Consider the following 25,778-nt stretch of genomic DNA (forward strand, 5'->3'; position numbering starts at 1 on the left):
TTTATTTGAGTACGGGTACGGGAAATTGCATCGTGCAGCAATGCAGCGAACCGTGCTGCCGGATGAGCGGGCGGCAGTCGATACCGACCACTTCATGCTGAGGAAAGGCTTTTTGCAAGGCTTTCCGGGCTTGTTCGTCCAAGGCGGGCTGATGGTAAGTCGGCATCAGTACGGCTCCGTTGACCACCAGGAAATTGGCGTATGTGGCCGGAAGTCGTTGCCCGTCTTCGTCGAAGATGGCTTCCGGCATGGGTAGGGCGACGAGCCGGTAGGGGGTGCCCTGAAGCGTGCGGAACGTGCGAAGCTGTTCTTCCATGCGTGCGAGTGCCTCGTAGTGTTCGTCCTTACGGTCTTCGCATTTCACGTAAGCGATGGTCTGGTCGGGGCAGAAACGGGCTAAAGTATCTATATGGCTGTCCGTGTCATCGCCGGACAAGTAGCCGTGGTCGAGCCATAGGATTCTCTCGACGTGCAGGAACGCTTTGAGCCGTTCTTCGATGTCGGCGCGGTTCAGACGGTCGTTACGGTTGGCCGAGAGCAGGCATTCCGAAGTGGTCAGGAGCGTGCCGTGGCCGTCGCTTTCGATGGAACCGCCTTCGAGTACGAAGTCCAGATGGTCCGTGTACGTTCCATTGAATACGCCTTGTTCCATCAGCTTCCCGTTGATGCGGTTGTCCTGGTCGGCGGCAAACTTCTTTCCCCATCCGTTGAAACAGAAATCCAGAAGCTGCGGTCCGGTCTCGCCCACCAGGGTGATGAACCCATGGTCGCGTGCCCACGTGTCGTCGGTGTGGCAATCGGCCCAACGTATTTGCGCGAAAGCCTGTGCTGGAAGTTTCTCTTTCAGGAGAGCCTCTACTTGGGGGCGTTCGGGTGTCACTATTAATAAAGGTTCGCGCGAGGCGATTTCGTAGGCCATCCGCACGTAACAGGCGGTCACCTCTTCCAACATGTAGCACCAGTCCGTTCCGGCATGCGGCCATGTGAGCTGTACGCCGCTTTGCGGAAACCATTCCGGAGGCAGGAAAGTGCCCCGGATTTCCGTCTCTTCCGGGCCGTTTACTTCGTCAAAACGTATTTCGTACCAACGTTCCATTGTGCTGTTGCTACGGACTTTGTATTGCAATCCCATAGATAAATCCTGTAATTCGTGTAAATTTACGGGACAAAGATACGAATCTTCCGGAAATAATGGCTTTATTTTTATTAACTTTGTGCATGGAATGGACGAGATGTTGAAAATAGAATCGGCTACGTTGCGGCTTGGGGGGCGTTTGCTCTTCCGGGATTTCAGTCTGGAGGTACGGGCAGGCAAGTGGGTTTGCGTGACCGGTGAGTCCGGTTGCGGCAAGACTTCGCTGCTGCGTGCGGCGTTGGGGTTCCTGCCGTTGGAGTCAGGGCGGGTGTCTGTCGGCGGGGAGGAGTTGACAGAGCGTACGGTGGAGCGTATCCGGAAACGCACGGCCTATGTGCCTCAGGAACTGTTCCTTCCGGCTGAGTCGGTAGAAGAAATGTTGCACCTTCCTTTTCACCTGAAAGCGAACCGGGACAAGGATTTTTCGGAAGAAAAGCTGTTACGTTTTTGGAAGTTATTGGGACTGGAGCGGGACTTGTTCCATCGTAAGGTGGTCCAGTTGTCTGGCGGACAGCGGCAACGTATCATTCTGTCCATGGCCGCCATGTTGGACAAACGCCTTTTGTTGGCCGATGAGCCGACTTCCGCGCTCGACGAGGACAGCGTGGGGAGGGTGTCGGCTCTTTTCCGCCGTCTGACGGCCGGAGGAACGGCCGTATTGAGCGTGTCGCATAACCGGGCTTTTCTGGAAGCCTGCGACCAGGTGGTAAAACTTTGAACGGGCTGTGATGGGAACGGAGGATTTGACTTATACAGGATTGGCCGTCGGCATGTTGCTGATGTTGGTGCCTTTTTATTTTTTGTGGCGTTTCCGCACGGGGCTGCTTTCGTCGGCTTTGTTGGGGACGGTGAGGATGACCGTGCAGTTGTTGCTTATCGGGGTGTACTTGCGTTTATTGTTCCAATGGGACAACGAATGGGTCAACGTGTTGTGGATGGCGGTCATGGCCATCATCGCTTCCCATACGGCTGTCAGCCGCACGGCCTTGCGTCGCGAGGTGCTGCTTCTGCCGGTTTTCACAGGCTTTCTGGTTACGGCCTTGTTGGTGTCGTTGTATTTCTTAGCCTTCGTAGTGCGTGCCGCAGATGTGTTTGCCGCACGCTTCTTCATTCCTGTGGCCGGTGTGCTGTTCGGCAATATGCTGACGGTGAATATCATGGCTGTGAATGTCTATTACAGCGAGCTGCAGCGCGAACAGAATATGTATTATTACCTGTTGGGCAACGGGGCGACCCGCTTCGAGGCCACGTTGCCTTTCCTCCGTTCGGCCGTCATCAAATCCTTTTCCCCGTGCATCGCCAACATGGCCGTGTTGGGCATCGTGTCTTTCCCGGGGACGATGATAGGCCAGATACTCGGCGGTTCGATGCCCGAAGTAGCCATCAAATACCAGTTGATGATAAGCGTTATCACGGTCGTGGCTTCCATGCTTTCGTTGGTCATTACGATTTCGCTTTCCGTGCGCCGTACGTTCGATGAGTTCGGGCGGCTGAAGCCGATATTCAGGAAAGGCCGGAATATTAAATAAATGATAAAATCCGCTAGGTTTCCTTGGAAACCTCCCGTCTTATCCCTATCTTTGCAGAAATTTTCTATGACGTGAAAATTAAGGAAGTAGTTTTTGCCCTTGAAAGATTCGCGCCTTTGCCCTTGCAGGAGAGCTATGACAATGCCGGTCTGCAAGTAGGATTGACAGAGGTGGAAGCATCAGGGGCTTTATTGTGTCTTGACGTGACCGAGGAGGTAATAGACGAAGCCGTTTCTTTGGGTTGCAATCTCGTTGTGTCCCACCATCCGTTGTTGTTCCACGGGCTGAAGACTGTGTCCGACCGCAACTACGTGGAACGGTGCGTACGGAAGGCCATCCAAAACGACGTGACGATATATTCGGCGCATACGAACTTGGACAATGCCGAGGATGGCGTGAACTTCAAAATCGCCGAGAAGTTGGAACTGGAACAGGTGAGGCTCCTTCAGCCACATCCCGTGAAGGTGAAGGACGGCGGGCATGAGTACACCGTCATGGCGGGGAGCGGGGTCATCGGCGTCTTGCCCCAACCGGAGGATTCCCTGAAATTCCTCCAACGCATCAAGTCCGTATTCCATATCGAGTGCCTGATGCACAATGAACTGTTGCAGCGTCCGGTGCGCAAAGTCGTGCTTTGCGGAGGGGCGGGCGATTTCATGCTTGAAGAGGCGCTCAATCAGAAAGCCGATGCTTTCCTGACAGGGGAGATGCACTACCATCAGTACTTCGGCCACGATCAGGAGTTGCAGATTGCCGTCATGGGGCATTACCAGAGCGAGCAATATACGAAAGAAATTTTTTATTCCATCATAGGTGAGATTTGTCCCGAACTGCCGCTTTACATGACGGCGGTGGACACGAATCCCATAAAATATTTGTAATAAGCATTATGGCAAAAGACATGAAGAAAGATGCGACGGACCTGTCGATTGAAGAAAAGTTGAAAAACCTGTACCAGTTGCAGACCATGCTTTCCGAAATCGACAAAATCAAGACGTTGCGCGGAGAGCTACCGTTGGAAGTACAGGACTTGGAGGACGAGATTGAAGGCTTGTCTACCCGTATTGAAAAAATACATGGAGAGATAGGGGATCTGAATGCGGACATTGCGGCACGCAAAGCCAATATAGAAACTTGCAAGGCGGCTATCGAAAAGTACACGCAGCAGTTGGATAACGTGCGCAACAATCGTGAATATGACTCCTTGACCAAGGAAATAGAATATCAAACCTTGGACGTGGAGCTGAATGAGAAGCGTATCCGCGAGGCTTGCGATGCCATTGAACACAAGAACGGGGAAATCGCCCATTGCACGGAGCTGATGGACGACCGGCGTGCGGATTTGGATGTGAAAAAGTCAGAGTTGGACGACATTATTTCCGAAACACGGTCGGAGGAAGAGAAGTTGCGCGAAAGAGCCAAAGAATTGGAGGCTACCATAGAACCCCGTTTGTTGTTGGCATTCAAGCGTATCCGTAAGAACAGCCGCAACGGATTGGGTATCGTTTACGTGCAGCGCGATGCTTGCGGTGGCTGTTTCAATAAAATCCCCCCCCAACGCCAGTTGGATATTCGTATGCGCAAGAAGATTATCGTATGCGAATACTGCGGCCGTATCATGATAGACCCGGAATTGGCCGGAGTGGAAATCGAAAACAAGGCGGTGGAAGAAAAGCCGAAGCGTCGCCGTCGGGCTGCCGCTGCGGCAGAGGAGTAAGCATACCGCTTTTTGGGGTATTCGGGAAAGATTTGCAAACGCGCCTGCGACAACCGTGTCGCAGGCGCGTTTTTCCCTATTGGGCATTCTCCTTTTCGTTTTTCCACATCCTCATGCCGTTTTCAGTCTTTTTGTAAGGGATGTCCCGTGTCGCTCTTCCCGCAGCCCGGATAAGGAGGATTTCTCTGATTGTAAAATAAAAACCGTGTTTTTCCGTCCGGAATCCAAGCCTCGGAAGCATGTAAATTTACTCTCCGCAGAATAAAAAATCAATCTCAGGAGAATGAAAAATCGTTTGCCTGAGATTGATTTTCCGTTTTGCGGAGAATGATTTTGTGTTCTTTTATTATTTATAAATAGTTGTAATATAGTGCTTTATACGTAAAGCTGAATTTTTGTAGAAGAAAATCCCGAATTGTTGGATTATTTTCCGTATATTTTCCATACGTGCCCATGCGGAAGCCTCGTCGGAGGTGGGATGGCATGGGATGGCATATATAAAGAAGGCGTTTACTTGACGCTTTGATTCTTTGGCTACTCAGAATCTCGCAAGTTCTAATCACTGTCGAAGACAAAGCAACGGTAGATGCCCTGTGGGTGTTTTATATCAGCCCCGATTGTATCCATATGTGTTTTGCATGGATAGAGGGGACGTATATATAAACATATCGGCGTGGGCTTCTGCGTTGCTCGTTCGGACAGTGATGGGCAATGCGAGAGCCTTGAGTAGCGGAACGGGCAACAGGTACAGGCTCCCACGCTTTTTTCGTATATGCACACAATCAGGCTTTTTATGGATTCCGTCAGGGGAGTCGGGCGGAGGGTTAAAATGTGGGAATCATGAAAATGAGGTATTTTTCTTTCTTGATGTTTTTGATGTTGGGCGTGTACGCTTTCGCACAGAAGGACGTGACGCAGTTTCTCGGTATTCCTGTGGACGGGACGAAAACGGAAATGGTACAAAAGTTGAAGGCCAAAGGATTTAAGTATAATAGCACTTATGATTGGTTGGAAGGGGAGTTTAATGGGCAAGAGGTAGAACTCTCGATTGTGACGGATAATAATAAGGTCTGGAGAATTGCGGTAAGGGACAAGTGGACCATGGATGAAACAAATATAAAAATCCGTTATAACGATTTGTGTCGACAATTCGCCAAGAATGAGAAATATTGTTCTTTAAATGATAATCCGCTATTGTCCGAAGAAGAGAATATAGGTTATGAGATGTTAGTGAATAATAAAAGGTATGAGTCGGCCTATTTTCAGTCGCCCAAAACAATCAGTGCGTTGTCTGAGGAAGAGAGGCAAGAAATGTTGTCTGCGACAGGGCTTCACGAAAAGGATTTGGATAGTTTGTCTGCCAAAAGCTTAGATGACCTGACTGATCTGTTTGTTGGGTATCTGGGGGAGAACTATTGGTCAAAAAAAATGGTTTGGTTTATGATTGATGGAGAAGGGGTGGAATACCGTATTGTGATATTCTATGATAATGAGTACAACCATGCAGATGGTGAAGATTTATAATAACCGATTTAAAAAGAGAATTTTATGAAAGGAATGAATTTGGAAAAGGAAATGACTGTCCATTGTGGCAAGGTAAACGGATAGCGTGGAGATGTTGGAAACGTTGTGCCGCGAGGAAGCCGAAAAGCTTCTGGCTACATTGGATGTGCCGGAAGGCAGACAAGTGGAAGTCCCGTTTTGGACGAAGGATTTTCCTGAACTTATAGCTGTGGGCAAGTTCAGCTGCGACAACTCCGGCAAGGTCATATACGAACTGGACTTTTCACAATCCACTTTGTAAACCTCGGGCGCATTTTGGTGATTGTGCCGCAATGAATTCCTTCTTCCTTGTTTTGCCATCCAAAGAAGCAAACAAGGTGGGAGGAAATTTTTTATGTTTCCTATCGTGAGGGAAAGCCCTTATAAAATCTCCCCATATTCAGGTATGTCCGGCAGGAACTTGCAGGAGTTCGTGTCGTAATCCATCCTGCAACAATAATGTTGCAGGCCGTTGGAGACAATGAGATAGTCTACGCGCAACACCATATTGTAACGCGAAACCTGGGCAAAAACCTTTTGGGTGATTTCGATGTGCGGGGCTTTGTATTCCACGATGACGCGCGGACGGGCCTGCCGGTCGTAGACCACCGTGTCGCAACGCTTGGCCGTGCCGTTCAACGTGAGCGAGATTTCATTGGCCACCAAGCCCGGCGGGTAATGTTTGTGGGCGACAAGGTAATGCACGAAATGTTGCCTGACCCATTCTTCCGGGGTGAGAGCCACATATTTGCGGCGCAATTCATCGAAGACGACCGTCCGGCCGTCCCGCTTTGTCACTTTTATGGGATATTGTGGAAGGTTTAACGTAATCATTTGCTAACTTTGCAAGGAATACCCCTCTGTCTTTTGTGGGGTAAAGCCAGAACAAAAATACGCAAAAACAATGAAAACGAAAGCGGAAATCGTGGAAAATTGGTTGCCACGCTATACACAACACCCCTTGTCCGACTTCGGGGAATATGTCTTGCTGACCAATTTCAATAATTACGTGGATATATTCTGTGAACAGTTTAAGCTTCCTCAGCCCGGTTACGGGGCGAACATGCGGATGGCCACGGCGGAGAATATCACCATCATCAACTTTGGGATGGGAAGCCCGAATGCGGCCATCATTATGGATTTGCTGAGTGCCATAGAGCCGAAAGCCTGCCTGTTCTTGGGCAAATGCGGGGGAATCTCTTCTAAAACGAAACTGGGAGACTTGATTCTTCCTTTGGCGGGAATCCGCGGAGAGGGGACATCGAACGATTATTATCCGCCCGAGGTGCCTGCGTTGCCGGCTTTCATGCTCCAACGTGCGGTGTCGACTGCCATACGGGATGCCCATCGCGATTATTGGACGGGCACGGTGTACACTACGAACCGTAGGATATGGGAGCATGATGAAAAGTTCAAGGCGTATCTGAAAGACACCCGTGCCATGGCCGTGGATATGGAGACGGCTACGCTGTTCACGTGCGGTTTCGCCAACCACATCCCGACCGGGGCTTTGCTGCTCGTATCGGACAATCCGATGATGCCCGAAGGGGTAAAAACGGCAGAGAGCGACCGGGAAGTGACGCATAACTTTGCGCCGGAGCATGTCACGATAGGAATAGAGGCGTTGAAACTGATAATAGGTGAACGGAAAACTGTGAAACACCTGAAATATGATTGGTAATCCAAAAGAGAAAAGCAGATGGCAGTGAAGAAAGAAGGGGTGACGTATGATGAAATCGTACGTTCCGTAAGGGCGGGCAATTTCGCGCCCGTTTATTATTTGATGGGCGAGGAGGCTTATTATATAGACAAGGTGAGCGAGTTTATCGTAGGCACGGCGTTAAAGGAGGAAGAGAAGGATTTTAATCTCACGGTATGTTATGGTACGGATGTGACGGTAGACGAGGTAATCAATGCAGCCAAACGTTTCCCGATGATGGCGGAACGGCAGGTGGTTTTGGTGCGCGAAGCACAGAGCTTGCCCGGAAAAGAGCGTCTTTCCTTTTACCTGGAGCATCCGCAGCCCTCTACGGTGCTGATTTTTTGCCATAAACATGGCGTTTTGGATAAAAGGAAAAAGTTGGCGGCGGATATACAGAAGGTTGGGGTCTTGTTTGAGTCCAAAAAATTGTATGATAGCCAACTCCCAGGATTTGTCACGACCTACTTGCGCCGTAAGGGGGTGACGATGGAACAGAATGCCGTGATGATGGTCTGTGAGTCTGTGGGGAGTGACCTGTCGCGCCTTTCGGGCGAGTTGGACAAACTGATGTTGGCTTTGCCGGCAGGGGAGACGCGTATCGGTGCTGCCTTTGTGGAGCAACATGTCGGCATAAGCAAGGATTTTAACAACTTTGAATTGGTATCTGCGTTGGTAGCCAAGGACGTACTTAAAGTAAATCGTATCGTGAAATATTTTAACGATAACCCTAAGAATTTTTCTTTGCAGCTTACGCTTTCCGTCATGTTCGGTTTTTTCAGCAATTTGATGGTGGCTTACTATGCACCGCAACGTACGGAGGAGGCGATTGCCGATTGGATAGAGCAACCGCGTTGGCAAGTGGCTCGGAACATACTTCCTGCCATGCAAAAGTATTCGGGTGTGAAAGTGATGCAGATAATTGGGAAACTACGTGAAACGGACGCTAAATCGAAAGGTTTGGGTAATACAATCGCCACTCCCGGCGATCTTTTGAAGGAATTAGCCTACTTCATTTTGCATTAAAACGGCTGTTTTTAATTTATTTGAAGCCTTGTCGAAACTGTTAAAAAGTAAGTTATAGTATTTGATTATAGGAGGTTAGCTCGTTTTTTGCTTCCTGAGATTTTAAAATTCCGGCCCGTCCTTGCCATCGGGTCGGAATTTTTTAGTATTGAAAAAAAGAGCCTTTTTTCATTTTCCGGTAATTTACATTATGTTTATTTTGCATTTATGTTTTGGATTACAGTTTATATATGAAACAAATGATATTTATGTTTTGAAATAAATTCATGAGGTTTAAGAATGTAAACCATGATTGTCGCTTTGTAAACAGCTGAATTTACTTTTCTGATACATTCGATTTTGTTTTATGAATGAATATTTATTCCTTGCAATGTTAACTATGTTATTTTGTTGAAAACCATATATTTGTATTAGTTTATCATCATATTTTCTTATGGGGTACTTCATGTTTTTGCAATAATAATATGCAAAACGGCAAAGTGTGAATGTATGATGAAGAATAAATGCGCGGAAGCCAGTTTTTTAGCTAAATTCGTTGAATAAACCATATAAATTAGATATAAGAATATAAATCTATTTATGTTTATGAATATAAACCCAGAGTCCTTCTTGTTTACAAACATAAAAATACATGTTCCTGAATATTTATAGAGGTGAATTTAATTTTGTGGTTTATGTTTATTGTGCGTTCCATTTTTTGTTTTTACCTTTGTAAACGTAAAAAACTCCTTTGTAGAGAGGAAAACAAAGGGCAATAGAAAAAATGATGAAAGAACGAATATTGCAAATCATGAGAAGGGAAAACATGACCCAACAAGAGTTTGCCAAAGCTATTGAGGTGTCTCCCGCATCCCTGTCAAATATCTTCAATGGTAAAACCAACCCAACGAACAATCATGTGAGTGCGATTCATCGTCGTTTTCCGGATATCAATATAAATTGGTTGATGTTTGGAGAAGGTGACATGTATGCAACTGTTTCGGATGAAACTAAAGATAGTGTCAACGGAGGGGAAAGTACGATTAAAAGCGGTGCGGAGAAAGCTCCCATAGATGCGAGTGGGGAGCCTATGCTTTTCGATATTTCGGATCCAGAGCAATATGCCGCATGGGCTAGAATGGAAGACATTAAAGACGTGGACGACCAGAATCGGCAAATTCCCGTGGTGCGTGAGGTAGTAAAGTATGTAGACAAACCTCAGCGTAAGATTACGGAGATAAGAATTTTCTTTGATGATGGAACTTTTGAAGTTTTTAGCTGATTTGTAAGAAGAATCAGGACAATGATACGATTGTTTCTTTGTTTTGACTTCTGCTTTTAGGGTAAAATGGGTAATTCTATCCTTGTTTTTCATTTGTTCCCACACTCACCTTGCGTTATCTTTGCTATCGTGAAGATGGGATTCGGTTCGGCATGGCCGAATGAGAAAACTTCGTTTTCATTTGTCTCTGCACTCACCTTTCACTATCTTTGCAGGAGTTTGATATACCATTTGGAATATACCTATTTTATAAGATGAAAAAATATATTTTGGATTTGACGCTGACGGCTAATGAGCATTTACGGGCAGGATATGCGTTGTTGAAGCTTACGCACGAGCAACCTCTGCCGGAAATGTGCCCCGGTCAATTTGCCGAGTTGAAGGTTGAGGGCTCGGAAACGACCTTTTTACGGCGTCCTATTTCTATCAATTACGTGGATGAAGAGAAAAATGAGGTTTGGTTCCTGATTCATGAAATAGGAGACGGTACCCGTAACTTAGGAGCTATGGAAGTAGGAGACAAACTCAATGTGGTCATGCCCTTAGGGAAAGGTTTTACGATGCCTTCGTCCGGTGATGAGAAAGTGCTGTTGGTAGGAGGCGGTGTCGGTACGGCTCCATTGCTTTTCCTGGGAAAAGAGATGGTGAAGCTTGGCTGTCGGCCAACTTTCTTATTGGGCGGCCGTTCGGCGGGAGACTTGATGCAGTTGGACATGTTCAGGGCATTGGGGGATGTGTATATCACGACCGAGGACGCTTCCGAGGGGGAGAAAGGTTTTGTAACGCAGCATTCCGTGCTGCAACGTGAACATTTTGACCGTATAGCCACCTGCGGTCCCAAACCGATGATGGTGGCCGTAGCGCGATATGCACGGTCAAAAGGCATACCGTGTGAAGTTTCGTTGGAGAATATGATGGCTTGTGGAGTGGGGGCCTGCTTGTGTTGCGTGGAGAATACTACGGAAGGGCATTTGTGCGTGTGTAAAGAGGGACCCGTTTTCAATACGAATAGATTGTTATGGCAGATTTAAGTGTAAATATAGGGAAATTACAGTTGAAAAATCCCGTAATGACCGCTTCCGGCACTTTCGGGTACGGTCTTGAGTTCGCAGACTTTGTGAACTTGGAAGATATCGGCGGAATCATTGTGAAAGGTACGACATTGAAACCCCGTGAAGGCAATCCTTATCCTCGCATGGCAGAGACACCTCAAGGGATGTTGAACTGTGTGGGGCTGCAAAACAAGGGTGTGGATTACTTTTGCGGGCATATTTATCCCCAAATTAAAGACATCCGTACGAATATGATTGTGAATGTCTCCGGCTCGTGTTGCGAAGACTATGCGGAGTGTGCCGCACGGATTAACGAACTGGAGCGCATTCCGGCCATAGAACTGAACATATCCTGTCCGAACGTGAAGCAAGGGGGGATGGCTTTCGGCGTGACAGCCGAAGGAGCTTCGGCTGTGGTAAAAGCTGTACGTAAGGCGTATGACAAGACTTTGATTGTCAAACTGTCTCCGAATGTGACGAATGTGGCAGACATAGCCCGTAGTGTGGAAGACGCCGGAGCGGATGCCGTGAGCCTTATCAATACGTTGATGGGAATGGCTATCGACATCGAAAAACGTCGCCCGGTATTGTCCATAGCCACAGGGGGGCTGAGCGGTCCGGCTGTGAAGCCCGTGGCATTACGTATGGTATGGCAAGTAGCCAAAGCGGTGAAGATACCCGTGGTAGGTTTAGGGGGAATCATGAACGCGCGTGATGCCATAGAATTTCTTTTGGCGGGGGCTTCGGCCATAGAAATCGGAACAGCTAATTTCATAGATCCGGCCGTGACGGTAAAGGTGGCCCGAGGGATAGACGAATATTTGGAACGGCACGGTTGCCGCAGTGTGCGTGAAATTATCGGTGCTTTAGGAGAGTAAATAGGATTTTCCCTATCTTTCCGTCGGGTTTTTCTTTGCATAATAAAGAGACTTATATGTATATTTGCATTATAAACATTTAAACAAGCATAATTATGAGATGGTTCAAATATTGCAAATTCCTTATGGTCTGCTGCTTGATAGCAGTGTCTAGCGGGTGCGAGGAAGATGACGATTACCGGGGATACATGCTTTCGGGGCGTTGGTTCGGGGATTTGGGAATGATGGTGGACGGTCAACCGGCTATTGGTTCCGACTTGGAATTTATTCCCCAGGATTATGGAGGCTATACCCGGGGATATGGTTACGAAACGGATTACTATCACGGTTGGCGTGGCCGGGTGGAAATCGTAGAGCACTACTTTACCTGGATGGTAAGAGACGGCATTATCTATCTTCGCTTTGATAATCCGGAACTTGATTGCAACATCCGTGATTACAGTTTGTCCCCCGATTATTTCAAGGGTTATATGGATGGGGTGTATTCTTCCACATGGTTCACGTTACGTAACTATGAGCGTTATTGGAATGACTATGGATATTGGAGTGCGGGATATTCTTACGGTAACGGTGCCGATGTCCGGAGTGACAGCGTGCAAGTCTATAAGAAGGTTCCGAAATGTGTGAGAACTGTAAATGTAGATTCTCTCATGCAAGGCAACAAGTGATTTTAATTTGTTCAGAAAGCAAAGCGTGGAAGTCTGGGGAGAGGCTTCCGCGCTTTTATTTTATTTCAAGGGAAACGTGTGTATCATCCGTCCGTACGGTTCGGAACGTTTTCCTTATCCTTGCAATTTGGCCATGAATTTCTTGCGGTCTACTATAAAGCGAAGATGTTCCCCTTCTCCGATGGTTCCTGTCTCATCCTCTGCCACGACCTTGAAAGTCAGTTTGCGTCCTTCAATTCCGGTTAGTACGGCCGTGGCCGTAATGGTCTTACCCAAAGCCGTAGGTTTGAGGTGAGAGGAACTGATATGTCCTCCTACGGTTGTCATGCCTTCGTCCAAAGCCTCTTTTACAGCCAGCATGGCCGCATTCTCCATTAAGGCCATCATAACGGGCGTGGCCAGGACTTCCAAGTCTCCGCTACCTGCCTGGATAGCCAGATGTTTGTTTTCGACGGTGAGTGTACTGGTGTGTGTCAATCCTATTTCCATTTGTTTTTGCTGTTTGATAATGACAGGGCAAAAATACGAATTTAAAATAAAATCCGGGGTGTGTTGTTGCGGAAAAGTGGAAGGACGGGAGCGATAAAACCGATTACAGGCGAATGAAGAACCTGTTTCCTCATCCGCCTGTAACCCGTTTCTTTACTTTTAATCGAGATTTGCTTTTTCTACATTTTCTTTTTTAGTCGCACTTAGCAAGCCGTTCCGGTTTGGAAACCGCCCTTGCCGAATTGCATGGACGTGCTGGACATAAAGAAGTCCCGGTTTAACTTGGATTCTTTGTGCATACCCGCCAACATTACTACAGCGAAAAGTACCAAAAGTACTGCTGCCATAAGTATTACGGCAAACAGCATAATACCCATTGTCATCATAATCTTTTTACCTTTTTAATTAAACAATCTTTTTTACCTTTCAAAACCTCTACCTCAGAGAGTTCTTTTAATCTTAATAATAACCTTTTTTCTTCTTATGACACTGCAAAGTTATAACCAAAAAGGCCGAAGGTCAAGAGTTTGCCTCCTATATTTGAAGAATAAGAGGAAATAATTGACGTATATCAAGAAATTATATCCCGTTTGTTGCTTTATGGTTACAAAGACGACAGGAATGACAGTGATTGCTGACAAAATGGCATGAAAATAGGGAAAAAACGGTTTCAACGTACTTTATTGCGATGGTAATGGGGGCTGACGTAAAGGTTGAAAAACAGCATGGAAGCTACGCAAAGTATGCTGCCGAACAGATAGACGGCATCGAAGGCATATTGCTGTGCGATGTAACCGCCCGTGGAGATGCCCAGACCGATGCCTATGTCCCATGAAGTCAGATAAGTACTGGTGGCGGTTCCCCGTTGGTTGTTGGGGGCGAGGTTGACATACAGCGTGTTGTAGGCCGGGAACATCACACCGAACCCGATGCCCAACATGAAGGGTACGAGGTAGAATATGAAAGAACACCATGCTTCGCTGTAGGCAATGACCGTAGAGCAGCAGGAGAGCAGGAAGAATGCCGCAATGACTACATAGAAACCATACGAAATAGTCTGGGTGATGTATCCGCGGTCCACGAACTTTCCGGCGAAGATACGGCTGATACCCATTCCTACAGCCATGAGGGTGAAAAAGAAACCGGTGGGTACCTGAAGCCCTATTTCGCGGGCATAAACAGCCACATAATTGGTGGTCGCCCCATAGGGAATGGAAAGCAGGAGCAAGGCGATGCCGGCGGGAATGCCTTTCAGCAGGATGAAGCGGTCGAGCGAAACCGGCGGACGTTTGACCGGGATCTTCTTCGGTGTCTTGACGGAAACGGCTGCCAGGAAGCCGAGGACACAGGTAAGCAGTCCGATGCTGAAGATATGTTCATAGCTTAAATGGGAATCATGCAGGAACAGGCCCGTCATCGGTCCGATGCTCATGGCCACGTTGTTGGTGAGTCCGTAATACCCGAGGGCTTCTCCCCGGCGGTTGGAAGGCGTGATGTCGATGACTAGCGTGTTGCCGCCTACGGTAACCGTGCCGAATGCCACGCCGTGGACGGCACGCAAGAGAATGAATACGGTCAAGAAGCTTGTCAGGACATAACCGGCAAAAATGGCCGTAAACAGCAGATAGGCCATGATGTAGATGGGCTTTCGGGCAAACCCGTCGTACAGGTATCCCATGAAGGGGCGCGTGCACAAGGCCGATACGGTGTAACAACTCAGGATGGTACCGACGGCCGCCTCGCCGCAAGAGAAAGTTTCCTTCAGGTAGAAAGGCAAGACAGGAACAAGCAGCCAAAATCCGAAATAAAGTAGGAAATTGGCTGCAAGTATACAGATGAAGCTGCGTGTGACTAACCTGTCTTCCACGTGCTTTTAATTGGCGGACTTGAACTCTTCCAGGAAACGGGTGTCGTTTTCCGAGAACATGCGCAAATCCTTCACCTGGTATTTCAGATTGGTGATACGTTCGATGCCCATGCCGAAAGCATATCCAGTATAGACGCTGCTGTCTATGCCGTTGGCTTCGAGCACGGCCGGGTCTACCATGCCGCATCCGAGAATTTCCACCCATCCGGTGTGCTTGCAGAAAGAACAGCCCTTTCCGCCGCAAATGTTGCAACTGATGTCCATTTCGGCAGAAGGTTCCGTGAAAGGGAAATAAGACGGGCGGAGACGTATTTTCGTGTCTTTGCCGAACATTTCCTGCGCGAAGAGCAACAAGACTTGTTTCAAATCGGTGAACGACACGTTTTTATCAATATATAGTCCTTCGACTTGGTGGAAGAAGCAATGTGCACGGGCTGAAATGGCCTCATTACGGTACACGCGTCCCGGGCAAATCACACGGATGGGTGGTTGTTGGCTTTCCATGACGCGGGCCTGTACCGAGGATGTATGCGAACGGAGCACGATGTCCGGACGGGCCTCTACGAAGAAGGTGTCTTGCATGTCCCGGGCAGGATGGTCGTCGGCGAAGTTCATCGACGAATACACGTGCCAGTCGTCCTCGATTTCAGGTCCTTCGGCCAGTGTGAAGCCAAGGCGCGAAAAGATATCTACAATCTCATTCTTCACGATGGTGAGCGGATGGCGCGTGCCCAACGATACGGGATAGGCCGTGCGGGTCAGGTCCAATTCGTCGGTGCCGCAGTCTTGCGTGTCCACAGCCTCCTTCAAAGCCGCAATTTTTTCCTGGGCTTTGGCCTTCAGGTCGTTCAGTTTCATTCCCACCTCTTTCTTCATTTCGGCAGGGACATTCCGGAAGTCCGCCATCAGGGCGTTCAGGCTTCCTTTCTTGCTCAAGTATTTGATGCGCAACGCTTCTACTTCTTCAAGATTTGAGGCTTGCAGCTTCTCGACTTCTTCCAGAAGTTCTTGGATTTTTGCTATCATAATCTTCTAAGATATTGTTCGCTTTAAAAAACTTTGCAAAGGTAATCAATTATCCCCAAAAACTTGCCGTTGTTGAAAATAAAAAGTGTACTTTTGCATGATTTTAGAGAGGATTTTATCCTGTGTTAGTATGAGGGAAAATGTAGTATGGTGCATGGCGTTGGCGGCTGTGTTGGCGGCGTGCAACGGGAAAAAGGCTGCTTCGGAAGTGGACTATGCAGCCGACTCGGTTTTTGAGTCCTCGTTCGGTCCGTCGGATTCATTCAATGCTTCTTCTGCCTCGTTAGACGAGGAATTGCCCAAAAGGGCTGATGAACTTTTTGATGATTTTATTTTTGAGTTCGCCCGTCTTAAAAAAGTCCGGCTCGAACGTGTCGAATTTCCATTGCTTTCGGTTGTGCGGGGAGACACGGTATGGCTCACGGAGGAACAATGGAAATATGAATCGCTTTTCATGGATCAGGATTATTATACCGTGTTTTATAACGACGAGGAACAGATGGATTTGGAAAAGCGCACGGATTTGGACAAAGTGGACGTGGAACAAATCCATTTGGAAAAACGGTGGGTCAAGACATGCCGTTTCCAACGGCTGAAAGGGGAATGGCGGTTGACGCAGGAGAGCATACGTGATTTCACGGCTGCCGAACCCTTGGATAAGTTCATGGATTTCTACAGGAGATTTGTGTCGGATGCCGCCTTTCAGCAAAGAAGCGTGTCGAATCCTTTGCGCTATGTCACGACAGACCCCGATGATGATTTCAATACGATAGAAGGCACGTTGGACCACGACCAGTGGGATGCCTTCAAGCCCCAGTTGCCGGACGGGGTCATTACCAATATCCGTTACGGCCAGACGTATGACAATCCGGACGGGATGATTCTGGTGAAGGCCGGAATCTCCAACGGGCTGATGGACATCCTCGATTTCAGGAAGAAAGACGGGGAGTGGAAACTGGTTTCGTACGAAAATTAAACCGCTTTATGGCAAGAATAGAATATAATTATCCGTTACTTTCCCATAACACGTTCGGCATCGAAGCGCATGCAGACCGTTTTGTCGCATACGACAGCGTAGAAGACTTGCGGCAAGTCGTTCGCCGTCTCCGGGCGGACAGTCCCGACGTGCCGGTGTTGCATATCGGCGGCGGGAGCAACCTTTTGTTCCTGTCCGATTTCAAGGGCGTGGTGCTGCATTCCGCCATCGGTGGAATCGAGTGTGAGGAACGGCCGGACGGGATACGGCTTCGTGTGGGGGCGGCCATCGTGTGGGACGATTTGGTGGCCTACTGCGTGGAGCACGGGTTCTACGGCCTGGAGAACCTTTCGTTCATACCGGGCGAAGTGGGTGCCTCTGCCGTGCAGAACATCGGGGCATACGGTGCGGAAGCCAAAGATGTAATTACGGCGGTGGAGGCCGTCGGCTTACGGGACGGCGAAGTCCGGGTGTTCGATGTTTCGGAATGCGGTTATGCTTATCGGAAAAGTATTTTTAAGGAAGAGTGGCGCGGACGTTACGCGGTGACGCATGTGCATTTCCGGTTGTCGTCCACGTTCCGCCCGAATCTGGATTACGGGGGGATACGTGAGGCTTTGAGTGCCGGGGGCATTCGTCCTGAGGAGGTCACGGCACAGGATTTGCGCCGCGTAGTGATTGCCATACGCAAGGCCAAGCTTCCAGACCCGAAAGTGCAGGGGAATGCAGGCAGCTTTTTCATGAATCCCGTGGTTTCGCGTGAGGTCTATGAGGCGATAAAAGGGGATTACCCCGACGTGCCCCGCTATGAGGTGGACGCGGAACGGGTGAAGATATCGGCCGGATGGCTCATCGAGCGGTGCGGTTGGAAAGGGCGGTCGCTCGGACGGGCGGCGGTGCACGACCGGCAGGCATTGGTGTTGGTGAACAAGGGCGGCGCGACGGGGCGCGACATACTGGCGTTGTGCGAAGCCATCCGTGCGGACGTGCTGTCCCGCTTCGGCATATCCATCACCCCGGAAGTAAATATTATAGGAGGGTGCGCATGAAAATCACGTTTTTGGGTACGGGGACGAGTACGGGAGTGCCGCAAATCGGTTGCTCGTGCAAGGTGTGCCGCAGTACGGATGCCCGTGACAAACGTTTGCGGACTTCCGTATTGGTGGAGACGGAGCAGACGAGAATCCTGTTGGACTGTGGCCCGGACTTCCGCCAACAAATCCTGCCGTTGGATTTCCGTCGTATAGACGCCGTGTTGCTTACCCACGAACATTACGACCATGTGGGAGGGATAGACGACCTGCGCCCTTTCGGCGTGTTCGGCGACGTGCAGCTTTATGCGTCGGAGCGTACGGGCGGGCAGTTGCGCCAGAGCCTGCCTTATTGTTTTGTGGAGCATAAATATCCCGGCGTGCCCCAGCTCCGGCTTCATGCCGTCCGTCCGCACGAAGCGTTCCGGGTGGGGGAATTGCAGGTCACTCCCATAGAAGTGATGCACGCCCGGTTGCCCATATTGGGCTACCGTGTGGGGCGCATGGCTTACATTACGGACATGAAAACGATAGCGGACTGCGAGTTGGATTACCTTCAAGGGCTGGAGTTGCTCGTCCTGAACGGTCTTCGCCACGAGCCTCATTATTCCCACCAGACGATAGAGGAGGCTTGTGCGTTTGCCCGCCGCTTACGTGTGCCGCGCACTTACCTCATCCACATGGGGCACCATATCGACTTGCATGCCGTGGAGGATGCTAGCCTGCCCGAGGGCGTACGGATGGCTTACGACGGCTTGGTGGTGGAGGTGGAAGGGGAATGATTGGCGACAGGATTTTATAAAAGGATGTTCAAAGTCTGCCAAAATGGCAGACTTTTATTGTTTTTAGGTGCTAAAAGAACGGGAAAAAGGTTGTTCTGGGAAGAAAAAATGCTTCAAAATGGATTTTTATACGGTTTTTATGCTGTTTTTCAGCGTAAGTATCTCCGTTTTTCTGCGCCAAACGAAAAATCGTTCGCCTGAAAGCGATTTTTCGTTTGGCGCAGATTGATTTTCGGAGGAACCTCAAATGGCATAAAAACGGGCTGTGACGGGAAGGAAAGCCTCGTTTTTCAGTTTTGTTTTTTCTATTTGCTTCTTTTTTCCATACAGGATTTCCTGACCCGAGGAAAGTGATTTTTGCTTTTTACTGACCGCTTGCCTTCTGTCATGAGGATAGGGGCTTTGGTGTCGTGCCGGTTTGTCCGAAAGAAGCGTAGAATGCTTTCTTTATGTCAAAGTCTCCATTCATGAGAATCCCGTATTTCCGTCCGGTGAGCCGAAAGGGTGGAAATACGGGATTCTTGTAAGGGTTCAGACTGCCATTTTGGCAGATATTACGAAATGCCGTTCCATCGGGGGATATTTTGTCCGATGCAGTAGTTTTTCACCCGGCGGCCATCGTGCGTGTTTTACGGAGGAAACGGCGGCAGAAGAGTGCCCCGGCCAACGTCAATGCCACAGGGAAAGCCATCCATATTCCAGCCGGCCCTCCATGGAACGTAAAGCCCAATAGATAGCTCAGCGGCAGGGAAATGACAATGTAGCACAGGAAAGCGTAACGCATGAGCGGGCGTACGTCGGCAATGCCTCTTAGTGAATTGGCGAAATTGATTTGCAGGCCGTCACCGAATTGGTATAATACGAACGGGATGACCAGGCTGACGACAATATGCCGGATGTCCGTGTCGTCGGTGAAGAAAGCGCAGATGTCTGTGATGAAAGTGCTGATGGTGATGGCCAGTGCCAGTCCGGTGGCCAGAATCATCAGGTAGCCGGTGAGGGAACTGCGGCGCACGTTCCTGGTGTCGTTTACCCCATGGAAATGGCTGACCCGTATGGCTACGGCCGCCCCGATGCCATAATATACCATGAAGCAGGTGGAACCGACGCTCGTCATGATTTGATGGGCGGCGAGGGGAGCGGCACCAATCCAACCTTGCATCACGGCGCACAAAGAAAACGAAGCTGTCTCCATGCCCATTTGCAGTCCGAGCGGCCGGCCCAGTTTATGCAGCAGACGGCGCATGTCGGTGGTTTCGCCTTTGGCTTGGAAGCCGGAATGATATTTTTTATACTTTTCGTTTGAAGTGAATATACCGTAAATGACCATCAGCATAAGGATGCGTGACAGGGTGGTAGAGATGCCGGCGCCTAATAGTCCGAGTTGTGGGAAAGGGCCTATACCGTAAATCAGCAGGTAGTTTCCCACGATGTTGAACAAGTTTGCACTGATCATAATCCACATCGGTGTACGGGTGTTGCCGATACTGTCGAAGAATTGCTTGAAAGCATTGAAAAGGGATTGGATGGGTATGGAAAGCGCGACGACGATGTAGTACGGCCGGATTTCGGGGAGAAGCTCTTCGGGTTGTCCCATGTGCCCCAAGAAAAAGTAGAGCGTCCCCATCAGCAGGAACAGTACCATGCCCAGTGCGCCGTTGACTTGAAGTCCGGCTTTCAATGCCTTGCCGGCATTTTCGAATTCCCCCCGGGCGTGCATTGGACCTATGACCGGAGTGATGGCGTAAGAATAACCTAAGGCAAAAATCAACACCAACACCATGATGTTGTTGACGAAGCCTGCGGCGGCCAATGAGTGTGCACTGAAACGACCCACCATGATGGTGTCGGCCAGTCCTTGTATGATGGTACCTAACTGCCCTACAATGATGGGGATGCCTAATGTGGCCAAGGCACGAATGTGCCTGCCGTACGTGATAGCCTGATCGGATGCTTGCATAAGTCGTGATTTTAGGCCGCAAAGTTACGATTTATCAGGCTTATGTGCAAACGATTCTTCCGCTCTGTTTCAGAAAGCCTTGCGGTAGAACCGTGTGCGTGGAGCGGTCCGGTAGTCCATCCACGAACAGGCGTGCCATCCGAACAGACGCATTTCGTACCAAAGGAAAGACAGGTGGTAGGGGCGTTCTCCCAACGCACGTGCCGAACGGTTGAACCATACGGTTTTCCATACGCAGAGGAGGATAAACAATAGGGATATGATGGCCGTGGCCGCCCATTGATGCTGCCATACGCTCCATCCGAGGGACAGGGCCGTGGCACAATAGAATAAAGGTACGACGGCTTGTTTCAAGTTGAACGTCAGTCGATAACGCCATGTTTTCTTGAAATGTCTCCGGGTTTCCATATAGAAAGTGCGCTTGAGTCTCCATTGTTTTCCGGATGTCATGTCCTCACACTCCACTTTGCTGTCCGGATGTAGGGAAACGGCGGTATTTCCGACACAGCTGTGGCGGTTGACCAACAATTCCGTCACCCCACCGATAAGGTTGATGTCGTCGGCAAATCCTTTATGAGCCATGAACAGGCTTTTGCGATAGGCTATATTGGCCGGATTACAACGGTAGGCCTTATGTCGTGTGGCCCAAGGCAAGTATTGCATCTGGTGGAAGAGGTTGAAGAAAATAGTTTTACGGGAAAGCAAGCGCTTGTCCGGCATATAGTTGGCATATCCCAATACGATTTGTATGCCGTCGTGGAAATGTCCGGCCATAATGGAGAGCCAATGAGGAGAACACGGACGGCTGTCCGGTTCGGTCAGCAGCAGCCATTCGTATTGTGCGGCCTTGATACCGATGGTCAGCGACAGGCGTTTATGGCTGATATGGCGTGCACCGGACGGGGTGAAGGTATGATGCAGGTTGGCGTATTTCAGTTCCAGGGTTTTCAGTACGTCTTCCGTGTCGTCGGTCGATGCGTCATTCACGACGATAACTTCGAAACGCTCATATTCCTGTTCCAGTATCCGGGGAAGGTTGCTGCGTAACGCGTCGGCTTGGTTGTGCGTGGCGATGACGACGGAAATGGCCTCTTTCGGGCGACTGTCCGAGGATTGCGCCTCCGTTTCTTGCTGTTCTACCATGCGTGCCGTCCGCTTATAGGAACGGGCGGTACAGAAATGTGCTGCCCACGTCAGTGCGAAACCGGCGTAGGCAGCATTTTCCAAAAGGAAAGTTATGAGTGGATACATTATACGAAATCTTCAGTAGTATATCCGGCCGGCAATTCGCGGCAGTTATATCTTGAAGCCATGATCTCACCGTAAGCCCCGGCTGAACGCAGAGCCAAAAGGTCGCCGCGATGGCAACGGTTGAGGTCGAATGCCTTGACAAATACATCGCTCGACTCGCAGATAGGGCCTACAACGTCGTAGGTTTCCTTGCGCTCGTCGCTGCTCAGGTTCTCAATGGAATGGAAAGCCTGATAGAGGGCAGGGCGGATGAGGTCTGTCATGCCTGCGTCCACGATGGCAAACTGCTTGTATGTGGCTTGTTTGACATAGAGTACACGTGTAATCAGGCTGCCACACTGGCCCACGACGGCCCGCCCCAGTTCGAAATGGAGCTGTTGGTCCGGTCGCAGATGCAGATGCTTGCGGTAGGTTTGGAAATAGTCTGCAAAATGGGGAACCGGCACTTCGTTCGGATGTTGGTAGTCGATGCCCAATCCGCCACCCACGTTGATGTTCTTCACCGTAATGTGGTGGCGTTCCAGCCGGTCTTGCAGTTCGTTGACGCGGTTGCACAATGCCACGAAATCTCCCATTTCAAGTATCTGTGAACCGATATGGAAATGCAGCCCGACGAACTCCACATGTTTTAACGATGCAGCGATTTCTATGACCTTTTCCATGTCGGCCATGGCTATGCCGAATTTGTTTTCGGCCAGTCCGGTCGTGATATTGGCATGGGTATGCGCCCCTACGTCTGGATTGATGCGGAATGAGACGCGGGCGATTTTGTCTTTTTCGCCGGCCAACTGGTTGATGACTTCCAGTTCCGGTAAGCTTTCCACGTTGAAGTATGCGATACCGGCATCCAGTCCTACATTGATTTCCCAATCGCTTTTTCCTACGCCGGCAAACACGATTTTATCCGCCGGGAATCCGGCATCCAGACAGGCCTTGATTTCTCCGCCGCTTACGCAGTCGGCTCCGAATCCTGCCGCACAGATGATGCGCAGCAGTTTGCGGTTGGCATTGGCTTTTACGGCATAATGTACATGATAATTATCGTTTTTGCCTGTTTCTGACTTGATGGTATCCAGTGTTTTGCGGAGCAACTCCGTGTCATAATAATAAAACGGAGTTCTTACCGTATTGAATTTTTCTATCGGAAATGAACCTTTCATATCCTCATATTAATTGTTGAACAACGTGTCGCTGAGTGCCTGAAGCGCACTTTTCTTGTCTTCTTCGTTAATCAGGAATGAGATGTTATGGTTGCTTCCACCGTATGAAATCATTTGTACGGGGATGTCTTTCAACGCTTTTGCAGCCTGGCTTTCAAAACCGACGTTGTCTCGCGAAAGGTCGCCTACTACACAAATGATACACATATTCTCTTTGACGGTCACCGTTCCGTATTTCATCAGGTCGGCCACAATGTCTTTCAAATACGACTTGTTGTCGATCGTAACAGACACACCTACTTCCGAGGTGCTTACCATGTCGATGCTCGTTTTGTAGCTTTCGAAGATTTCGAACACTTTGCGTAAGAAGCCGTAGGCCAACAACATACGGCTAGAGTGTATTTGTATGGAGATGATGTTGTCTTTGGCAGCAACGGCTTTGATTTTTCCTTCCTGAAACTCGTTGTTGATTATCGTTCCGGGAGCCGATGGATCCATGGTGTTCAGCAAGCGTACGGGTACTCCGGCGAATTTAGCCGGTTGGATGCAGGTCGGATGCAGGATTTTGGCTCCGAAATAAGCCAGTTCCGCCGCTTCTTCGAAATGAAGTTGACGTACGGGCTTCGTTTTGTCTACGATGCGCGGGTCGTTGTTGTGCATGCCGTCGATGTCCGTCCATATCTGGATTTCCTCACTCTTTATCGCAGCCCCGATGAGGCAGGCCGTATAGTCCGAACCGCCACGTTGCAAGTTGTCCACCTCGCCGTATGCGTTACGGCAGATGAAGCCTTGTGTGATGTAAATCTGGTATCCGGGGTTGGCAGCCAACAATTCGTTGATTTTCTCTTTGATGTAATTGAAATCCGGTTCGGAATTTTTGTCCGTACGCATAAAATCGAGTGCCGACAACAGGATAGTCTTTACACCACATTCCTTTAGGTAATTTGTCACCATGTTGGTACTGATGACTTCTCCTTGGGCCAGGACGACTTTTTCTTCGAACGAAGTGAACAGGATTTTAGTGAAACTTCTCAAATAGTCGAACTCATCTTTCAAAAAGTCCAATGTTTTCTGTTTGTATTCTTCCGTGGCATACAATTCATCTACATGTTGGCGGTATTTTTGTTCCAACTGGTTGATGACGTTATTGGCACCTTCCGGATTCTTCTTATAAAGGTAATCGGATATTTCGACTAACGTATTCGTTGTACCGGACATGGCGGAAAGCACAATCATGTTGGGCGTGCCGTCCTGCGTAATCAACCGACATACATCTTTCATCCTTTGTGCGGAACCCACAGATGTTCCGCCGAACTTCATTACTTTCATATCGAATATTGGGTTTTAGTTATTCTCATTTATATTTTCTTCAATACTTTTCGATTCGATGGCATCAGGAGCCAACAAGGGAGTGTAAGTGTCCGTGCATTCCTGCAAACGTCCTTCTCCGCAACGATAGACTACGCCCGGGAATTCGGATATCAGTTCTTCGTTGTGCGTGCTCAGCACGACGGTGGTACCGGCTTTGCTGATGTCGTACAAAATTGCGGTGGCCCGACGTCCGTTCTCTTTGTCTAAATTTCCGGTCGCTTCGTCGGCAAGGATAATGTCCGGGCGGTTCAGGATGGCTCTTGCGATACACACGCATTGTTGTTCTCCACCCGACAACTGGTAAGGCATTTGGTCGGCTTTGGCCGTCATGCCCACTTGTTCAAGTACTTCATGGATCCGCATGTTCCGTTCCTTCTTCTTTTTCCATCCGGTAGCTTTGAGTACGAAATCCAGGTTGGCCCGTACGGTACGGTCGTTGAGCAGTTGGAAATCCTGAAATACGATACCTAGCCGTTTGCGTAGTGCCGGGATGTGCCTGCGTTTGATTTTGGTCATTTCGCGATCGAGCACACGCGCACTTCCCGTATGCACATCCAGTTCGCCATAGAACGTCTTCAGCAGGGAACTTTTCCCGGTACCTACTTTACCGGTCAGGTAAATGAATTCTCCGGCTTCAGCCTGGAAATTCACGCCTTTCAGAATGACATGTTCTTCTTGGACTATATCCACATTTTGATATTCGATGCGCATATATGTTTCTTTTAGGAGGTTAGTGTTTTTTCCACCCTGGCTTGTGGCGGGCCTGTAATTCTGCGGCCATCTGCTCTATACGTAGTCCTTTGGAGGTAAGCAGGACGATGAGATGGTATAGCATGTCCGAACCTTCATAAATGAGGCGTTCGTCTGTGCCGTTAACAGCCTCTATGACGGCCTCCAAGGCTTCTTCGCCCACTTTCTGCGCCATACGGTTGATACCGTCCTTAAACAAACTCGTAGTGTATGACCCTTCGGGCATTTCCTTATGTCGTGTTTCGATAAAATCTTGTAACTCGCTAAGGAATGTCAAGGGATTGGCTTCATTTTTCTCTCCCCAGCAAGTATCGGTACCGGTATGGCACACCGGGCCTTCGGGATGTACCCGGACGAGTAGCGTATCATGGTCGCAGTCGTTTTTGATGGAAACGACATGCAAAAAGTTTCCACTGGTTTCACCTTTGGTCCATAGCCGGCTTTTACTGCGGCTGAAGAATGTTACCTTTCCGGTTTCCAATGTCTTGTCGTAGGCTTCACGGTTCATGAATCCCAACATCAAGACGTTTTTAGTCTCGGCGTCCTGGATGACAGCCGGTACGAGGCCGTCCATCTTGTCGAAATCTATTTCCATATATATAATAGGT

At 49.1% G+C, this 25,778-nt stretch carries 27 protein-coding genes; 15 read left to right on the forward strand and 12 right to left on the reverse strand.

The window, feature by feature from the left end; translation table 11 throughout:
* Position 1 precedes the first annotated feature (1 nt).
* On the reverse strand, positions 2 to 1,132 hold the full coding sequence (locus HMPREF9442_RS08235; protein WP_008627381.1) for an agmatine deiminase family protein: 1,131 nt from the start codon (positions 1,130 to 1,132) through the stop codon (positions 2 to 4).
* 91 nt (positions 1,133 to 1,223) lie between these two features.
* Between HMPREF9442_RS08235 and HMPREF9442_RS08240 the strand changes: the two genes are divergently transcribed.
* The 6 genes from HMPREF9442_RS08240 (at position 1,224) to HMPREF9442_RS08265 (ending at position 6,185) form a co-directional block, all read left to right on the forward strand.
* Positions 1,224 to 1,853, forward strand: a complete 630-nt coding sequence (locus tag HMPREF9442_RS08240; protein ID WP_008627383.1) for an ABC transporter ATP-binding protein — start codon at positions 1,224 to 1,226, stop codon at positions 1,851 to 1,853.
* Positions 1,854 to 1,863: 10 nt separating this feature from the next.
* Positions 1,864 to 2,664, forward strand: a complete 801-nt coding sequence (locus tag HMPREF9442_RS08245) for an ABC transporter permease (protein ID WP_008627385.1) — start codon at positions 1,864 to 1,866, stop codon at positions 2,662 to 2,664.
* 71 nt (positions 2,665 to 2,735) lie between these two features.
* Complete coding sequence (locus tag HMPREF9442_RS08250) at positions 2,736 to 3,545, forward strand: Nif3-like dinuclear metal center hexameric protein (RefSeq protein ID WP_040602844.1); 810 nt, start codon at positions 2,736 to 2,738, stop codon at positions 3,543 to 3,545.
* 8 nt (positions 3,546 to 3,553) lie between these two features.
* Positions 3,554 to 4,381 (forward strand): zinc ribbon domain-containing protein, encoded by an 828-nt coding sequence (locus HMPREF9442_RS08255; protein ID WP_008627390.1) that lies wholly within the window; start codon positions 3,554 to 3,556, stop codon positions 4,379 to 4,381.
* 840 nt (positions 4,382 to 5,221) lie between these two features.
* A complete protein-coding gene (locus tag HMPREF9442_RS08260; RefSeq protein WP_008627398.1) occupies positions 5,222 to 5,905 on the forward strand; it encodes a hypothetical protein in 684 nt (227 codons plus the stop codon).
* Between the two features lie 91 nt (positions 5,906 to 5,996).
* Positions 5,997 to 6,185, forward strand: a complete 189-nt coding sequence (locus HMPREF9442_RS08265; RefSeq protein WP_008627399.1) for a hypothetical protein — start codon at positions 5,997 to 5,999, stop codon at positions 6,183 to 6,185.
* A 119-nt stretch (positions 6,186 to 6,304) separates the two neighbouring features.
* On the opposite strand, the gene HMPREF9442_RS08270 is transcribed toward HMPREF9442_RS08265, so the two are convergent.
* The gene (locus HMPREF9442_RS08270; RefSeq protein ID WP_008627400.1) at positions 6,305 to 6,757 is read right to left on the reverse strand and encodes a type I restriction enzyme HsdR N-terminal domain-containing protein; all 453 of its coding nucleotides are present in this window, start codon (positions 6,755 to 6,757) and stop codon (positions 6,305 to 6,307) included.
* A 70-nt stretch (positions 6,758 to 6,827) separates the two neighbouring features.
* On the opposite strand from HMPREF9442_RS08270, the gene HMPREF9442_RS08275 reads away from it, so the two are divergent.
* The 6 genes from HMPREF9442_RS08275 to HMPREF9442_RS08305 all read left to right on the forward strand — a co-directional run bounded on the left by HMPREF9442_RS08275 (position 6,828) and on the right by HMPREF9442_RS08305 (position 12,507).
* Positions 6,828 to 7,604, forward strand: a complete 777-nt coding sequence (locus HMPREF9442_RS08275; protein ID WP_008627401.1) for an AMP nucleosidase — start codon at positions 6,828 to 6,830, stop codon at positions 7,602 to 7,604.
* Between the two features lie 24 nt (positions 7,605 to 7,628).
* Positions 7,629 to 8,648, forward strand: a complete 1,020-nt coding sequence (gene holA / locus HMPREF9442_RS08280; RefSeq protein ID WP_040602845.1) for a DNA polymerase III subunit delta — start codon at positions 7,629 to 7,631, stop codon at positions 8,646 to 8,648.
* A gap of 763 nt (positions 8,649 to 9,411) precedes the next feature.
* Positions 9,412 to 9,909, forward strand: a complete 498-nt coding sequence (locus tag HMPREF9442_RS08290) for a helix-turn-helix domain-containing protein (protein WP_008627414.1) — start codon at positions 9,412 to 9,414, stop codon at positions 9,907 to 9,909.
* A 254-nt stretch (positions 9,910 to 10,163) separates the two neighbouring features.
* Positions 10,164 to 10,940, forward strand: coding sequence for a dihydroorotate dehydrogenase electron transfer subunit (locus HMPREF9442_RS08295; RefSeq protein ID WP_040602840.1), 777 nt, complete (start codon positions 10,164 to 10,166; stop codon positions 10,938 to 10,940).
* Entirely contained in the window at positions 10,928 to 11,839 is a 912-nt protein-coding gene (locus HMPREF9442_RS08300; RefSeq protein WP_008627419.1) for a dihydroorotate dehydrogenase, read from the forward strand. The genes HMPREF9442_RS08295 and HMPREF9442_RS08300 overlap by 13 nt, the downstream gene beginning before the upstream one ends.
* A gap of 95 nt (positions 11,840 to 11,934) precedes the next feature.
* Positions 11,935 to 12,507 carry a hypothetical protein gene (locus tag HMPREF9442_RS08305; protein WP_008627421.1) on the forward strand — a complete coding sequence of 191 codons (573 nt, stop codon included), beginning with the start codon at positions 11,935 to 11,937 and terminating at the stop codon, positions 12,505 to 12,507.
* Between the two features lie 114 nt (positions 12,508 to 12,621).
* Here the strand turns inward: HMPREF9442_RS08305 and HMPREF9442_RS08310 are convergent, their stop codons facing one another.
* From HMPREF9442_RS08310 to pheS, 4 genes are all read right to left on the reverse strand, one after another.
* Positions 12,622 to 12,996 carry a thioesterase family protein gene (locus HMPREF9442_RS08310; protein WP_008627423.1) on the reverse strand — a complete coding sequence of 125 codons (375 nt, stop codon included), beginning with the start codon at positions 12,994 to 12,996 and terminating at the stop codon, positions 12,622 to 12,624.
* Positions 12,997 to 13,199: 203 nt separating this feature from the next.
* Positions 13,200 to 13,382 carry a hypothetical protein gene (locus HMPREF9442_RS08315; protein ID WP_008622266.1) on the reverse strand — a complete coding sequence of 61 codons (183 nt, stop codon included), beginning with the start codon at positions 13,380 to 13,382 and terminating at the stop codon, positions 13,200 to 13,202.
* 284 nt (positions 13,383 to 13,666) lie between these two features.
* A complete protein-coding gene (locus tag HMPREF9442_RS08320) occupies positions 13,667 to 14,863 on the reverse strand; it encodes an MFS transporter (protein WP_008627425.1) in 1,197 nt (398 codons plus the stop codon).
* Positions 14,864 to 14,869: 6 nt separating this feature from the next.
* Positions 14,870 to 15,889, reverse strand: a complete 1,020-nt coding sequence (gene pheS / locus HMPREF9442_RS08325; RefSeq protein WP_008627427.1) for a phenylalanine--tRNA ligase subunit alpha — start codon at positions 15,887 to 15,889, stop codon at positions 14,870 to 14,872.
* 130 nt (positions 15,890 to 16,019) lie between these two features.
* Here pheS and HMPREF9442_RS08330 point away from each other — a divergent pair, with 130 nt between their 5' ends.
* Genes HMPREF9442_RS08330 through HMPREF9442_RS08340 form a run of 3 tightly spaced genes read left to right on the forward strand, consistent with a single transcriptional unit; the run spans position 16,020 to position 18,678 of the window.
* Entirely contained in the window at positions 16,020 to 16,865 is an 846-nt protein-coding gene (locus tag HMPREF9442_RS08330; protein WP_008627429.1) for a DUF4348 domain-containing protein, read from the forward strand.
* Between the two features lie 8 nt (positions 16,866 to 16,873).
* Entirely contained in the window at positions 16,874 to 17,914 is a 1,041-nt protein-coding gene (gene murB, locus HMPREF9442_RS08335) for a UDP-N-acetylmuramate dehydrogenase (protein WP_008627431.1), read from the forward strand.
* Positions 17,911 to 18,678 (forward strand): MBL fold metallo-hydrolase, encoded by a 768-nt coding sequence (locus HMPREF9442_RS08340; RefSeq protein WP_008627434.1) that lies wholly within the window; start codon positions 17,911 to 17,913, stop codon positions 18,676 to 18,678. The genes murB and HMPREF9442_RS08340 overlap by 4 nt, the downstream gene beginning before the upstream one ends.
* 604 nt (positions 18,679 to 19,282) lie before the next feature.
* Here the strand turns inward: HMPREF9442_RS08340 and HMPREF9442_RS08345 are convergent.
* From HMPREF9442_RS08345 to hisIE, 6 genes are all read right to left on the reverse strand, one after another.
* A complete protein-coding gene (locus HMPREF9442_RS08345; RefSeq protein ID WP_008627440.1) occupies positions 19,283 to 20,638 on the reverse strand; it encodes an MATE family efflux transporter in 1,356 nt (451 codons plus the stop codon).
* A gap of 69 nt (positions 20,639 to 20,707) precedes the next feature.
* Positions 20,708 to 21,889: a glycosyltransferase gene (locus HMPREF9442_RS08350; RefSeq protein ID WP_008627442.1), complete on the reverse strand. Its 1,182-nt coding sequence runs from the start codon at positions 21,887 to 21,889 to the stop codon at positions 20,708 to 20,710.
* The gene (lysA, locus tag HMPREF9442_RS08355; RefSeq protein WP_008627443.1) at positions 21,889 to 23,049 is read right to left on the reverse strand and encodes a diaminopimelate decarboxylase; all 1,161 of its coding nucleotides are present in this window, start codon (positions 23,047 to 23,049) and stop codon (positions 21,889 to 21,891) included. The genes HMPREF9442_RS08350 and lysA overlap by 1 nt, the downstream gene beginning before the upstream one ends.
* Positions 23,050 to 23,058: 9 nt before the next feature.
* Positions 23,059 to 24,378, reverse strand: a complete 1,320-nt coding sequence (locus tag HMPREF9442_RS08360; protein WP_008627444.1) for an aspartate kinase — start codon at positions 24,376 to 24,378, stop codon at positions 23,059 to 23,061.
* Positions 24,379 to 24,393: 15 nt separating this feature from the next.
* Complete coding sequence (locus HMPREF9442_RS08365; protein ID WP_008627445.1) at positions 24,394 to 25,131, reverse strand: cell division ATP-binding protein FtsE; 738 nt, start codon at positions 25,129 to 25,131, stop codon at positions 24,394 to 24,396.
* A gap of 19 nt (positions 25,132 to 25,150) precedes the next feature.
* Positions 25,151 to 25,771: a bifunctional phosphoribosyl-AMP cyclohydrolase/phosphoribosyl-ATP diphosphatase HisIE gene (hisIE, locus tag HMPREF9442_RS08370; RefSeq protein ID WP_261795444.1), complete on the reverse strand. Its 621-nt coding sequence runs from the start codon at positions 25,769 to 25,771 to the stop codon at positions 25,151 to 25,153.
* Positions 25,772 to 25,778: the final 7 nt, after the last annotated feature.

This window comes from Paraprevotella xylaniphila YIT 11841 (assembly GCF_000205165.1).
Classification (GTDB): Bacteria; Bacteroidota; Bacteroidia; order Bacteroidales; family Bacteroidaceae; genus Paraprevotella; species Paraprevotella xylaniphila.

What these genes read in the sequence shown, in the direction of transcription:
- HMPREF9442_RS08235 (WP_008627381.1), bottom strand. Translation starts at nt 1,132, where the DNA reads ATGGGATTGCAATACAAAGTCCGTAGCAACAGCACAATGGAACGTTGG.
- HMPREF9442_RS08240 (WP_008627383.1), top strand. Translation starts at nt 1,224, where the DNA reads ATGGACGAGATGTTGAAAATAGAATCGGCTACGTTGCGGCTTGGGGGG.
- HMPREF9442_RS08245 (WP_008627385.1), top strand. Translation starts at nt 1,864, where the DNA reads ATGGGAACGGAGGATTTGACTTATACAGGATTGGCCGTCGGCATGTTG.
- HMPREF9442_RS08255 (WP_008627390.1), top strand. Translation starts at nt 3,554, where the DNA reads ATGGCAAAAGACATGAAGAAAGATGCGACGGACCTGTCGATTGAAGAA.
- HMPREF9442_RS08260 (WP_008627398.1), top strand. Translation starts at nt 5,222, where the DNA reads ATGAAAATGAGGTATTTTTCTTTCTTGATGTTTTTGATGTTGGGCGTG.
- HMPREF9442_RS08265 (WP_008627399.1), top strand. Translation starts at nt 5,997, where the DNA reads ATGTTGGAAACGTTGTGCCGCGAGGAAGCCGAAAAGCTTCTGGCTACA.
- HMPREF9442_RS08270 (WP_008627400.1), bottom strand. Translation starts at nt 6,757, where the DNA reads ATGATTACGTTAAACCTTCCACAATATCCCATAAAAGTGACAAAGCGG.
- HMPREF9442_RS08275 (WP_008627401.1), top strand. Translation starts at nt 6,828, where the DNA reads ATGAAAACGAAAGCGGAAATCGTGGAAAATTGGTTGCCACGCTATACA.
- HMPREF9442_RS08290 (WP_008627414.1), top strand. Translation starts at nt 9,412, where the DNA reads ATGATGAAAGAACGAATATTGCAAATCATGAGAAGGGAAAACATGACC.
- HMPREF9442_RS08295 (WP_040602840.1), top strand. Translation starts at nt 10,164, where the DNA reads ATGAAAAAATATATTTTGGATTTGACGCTGACGGCTAATGAGCATTTA.
- HMPREF9442_RS08300 (WP_008627419.1), top strand. Translation starts at nt 10,928, where the DNA reads ATGGCAGATTTAAGTGTAAATATAGGGAAATTACAGTTGAAAAATCCC.
- HMPREF9442_RS08305 (WP_008627421.1), top strand. Translation starts at nt 11,935, where the DNA reads ATGAGATGGTTCAAATATTGCAAATTCCTTATGGTCTGCTGCTTGATA.
- HMPREF9442_RS08310 (WP_008627423.1), bottom strand. Translation starts at nt 12,996, where the DNA reads ATGGAAATAGGATTGACACACACCAGTACACTCACCGTCGAAAACAAA.
- HMPREF9442_RS08315 (WP_008622266.1), bottom strand. Translation starts at nt 13,382, where the DNA reads ATGATGACAATGGGTATTATGCTGTTTGCCGTAATACTTATGGCAGCA.
- pheS (WP_008627427.1), bottom strand. Translation starts at nt 15,889, where the DNA reads ATGATAGCAAAAATCCAAGAACTTCTGGAAGAAGTCGAGAAGCTGCAA.
- HMPREF9442_RS08330 (WP_008627429.1), top strand. Translation starts at nt 16,020, where the DNA reads ATGAGGGAAAATGTAGTATGGTGCATGGCGTTGGCGGCTGTGTTGGCG.
- murB (WP_008627431.1), top strand. Translation starts at nt 16,874, where the DNA reads ATGGCAAGAATAGAATATAATTATCCGTTACTTTCCCATAACACGTTC.
- HMPREF9442_RS08340 (WP_008627434.1), top strand. Translation starts at nt 17,911, where the DNA reads ATGAAAATCACGTTTTTGGGTACGGGGACGAGTACGGGAGTGCCGCAA.
- HMPREF9442_RS08345 (WP_008627440.1), bottom strand. Translation starts at nt 20,638, where the DNA reads ATGCAAGCATCCGATCAGGCTATCACGTACGGCAGGCACATTCGTGCC.
- HMPREF9442_RS08350 (WP_008627442.1), bottom strand. Translation starts at nt 21,889, where the DNA reads ATGTATCCACTCATAACTTTCCTTTTGGAAAATGCTGCCTACGCCGGT.
- lysA (WP_008627443.1), bottom strand. Translation starts at nt 23,049, where the DNA reads ATGAAAGGTTCATTTCCGATAGAAAAATTCAATACGGTAAGAACTCCG.
- HMPREF9442_RS08360 (WP_008627444.1), bottom strand. Translation starts at nt 24,378, where the DNA reads ATGAAAGTAATGAAGTTCGGCGGAACATCTGTGGGTTCCGCACAAAGG.
- HMPREF9442_RS08365 (WP_008627445.1), bottom strand. Translation starts at nt 25,131, where the DNA reads ATGCGCATCGAATATCAAAATGTGGATATAGTCCAAGAAGAACATGTC.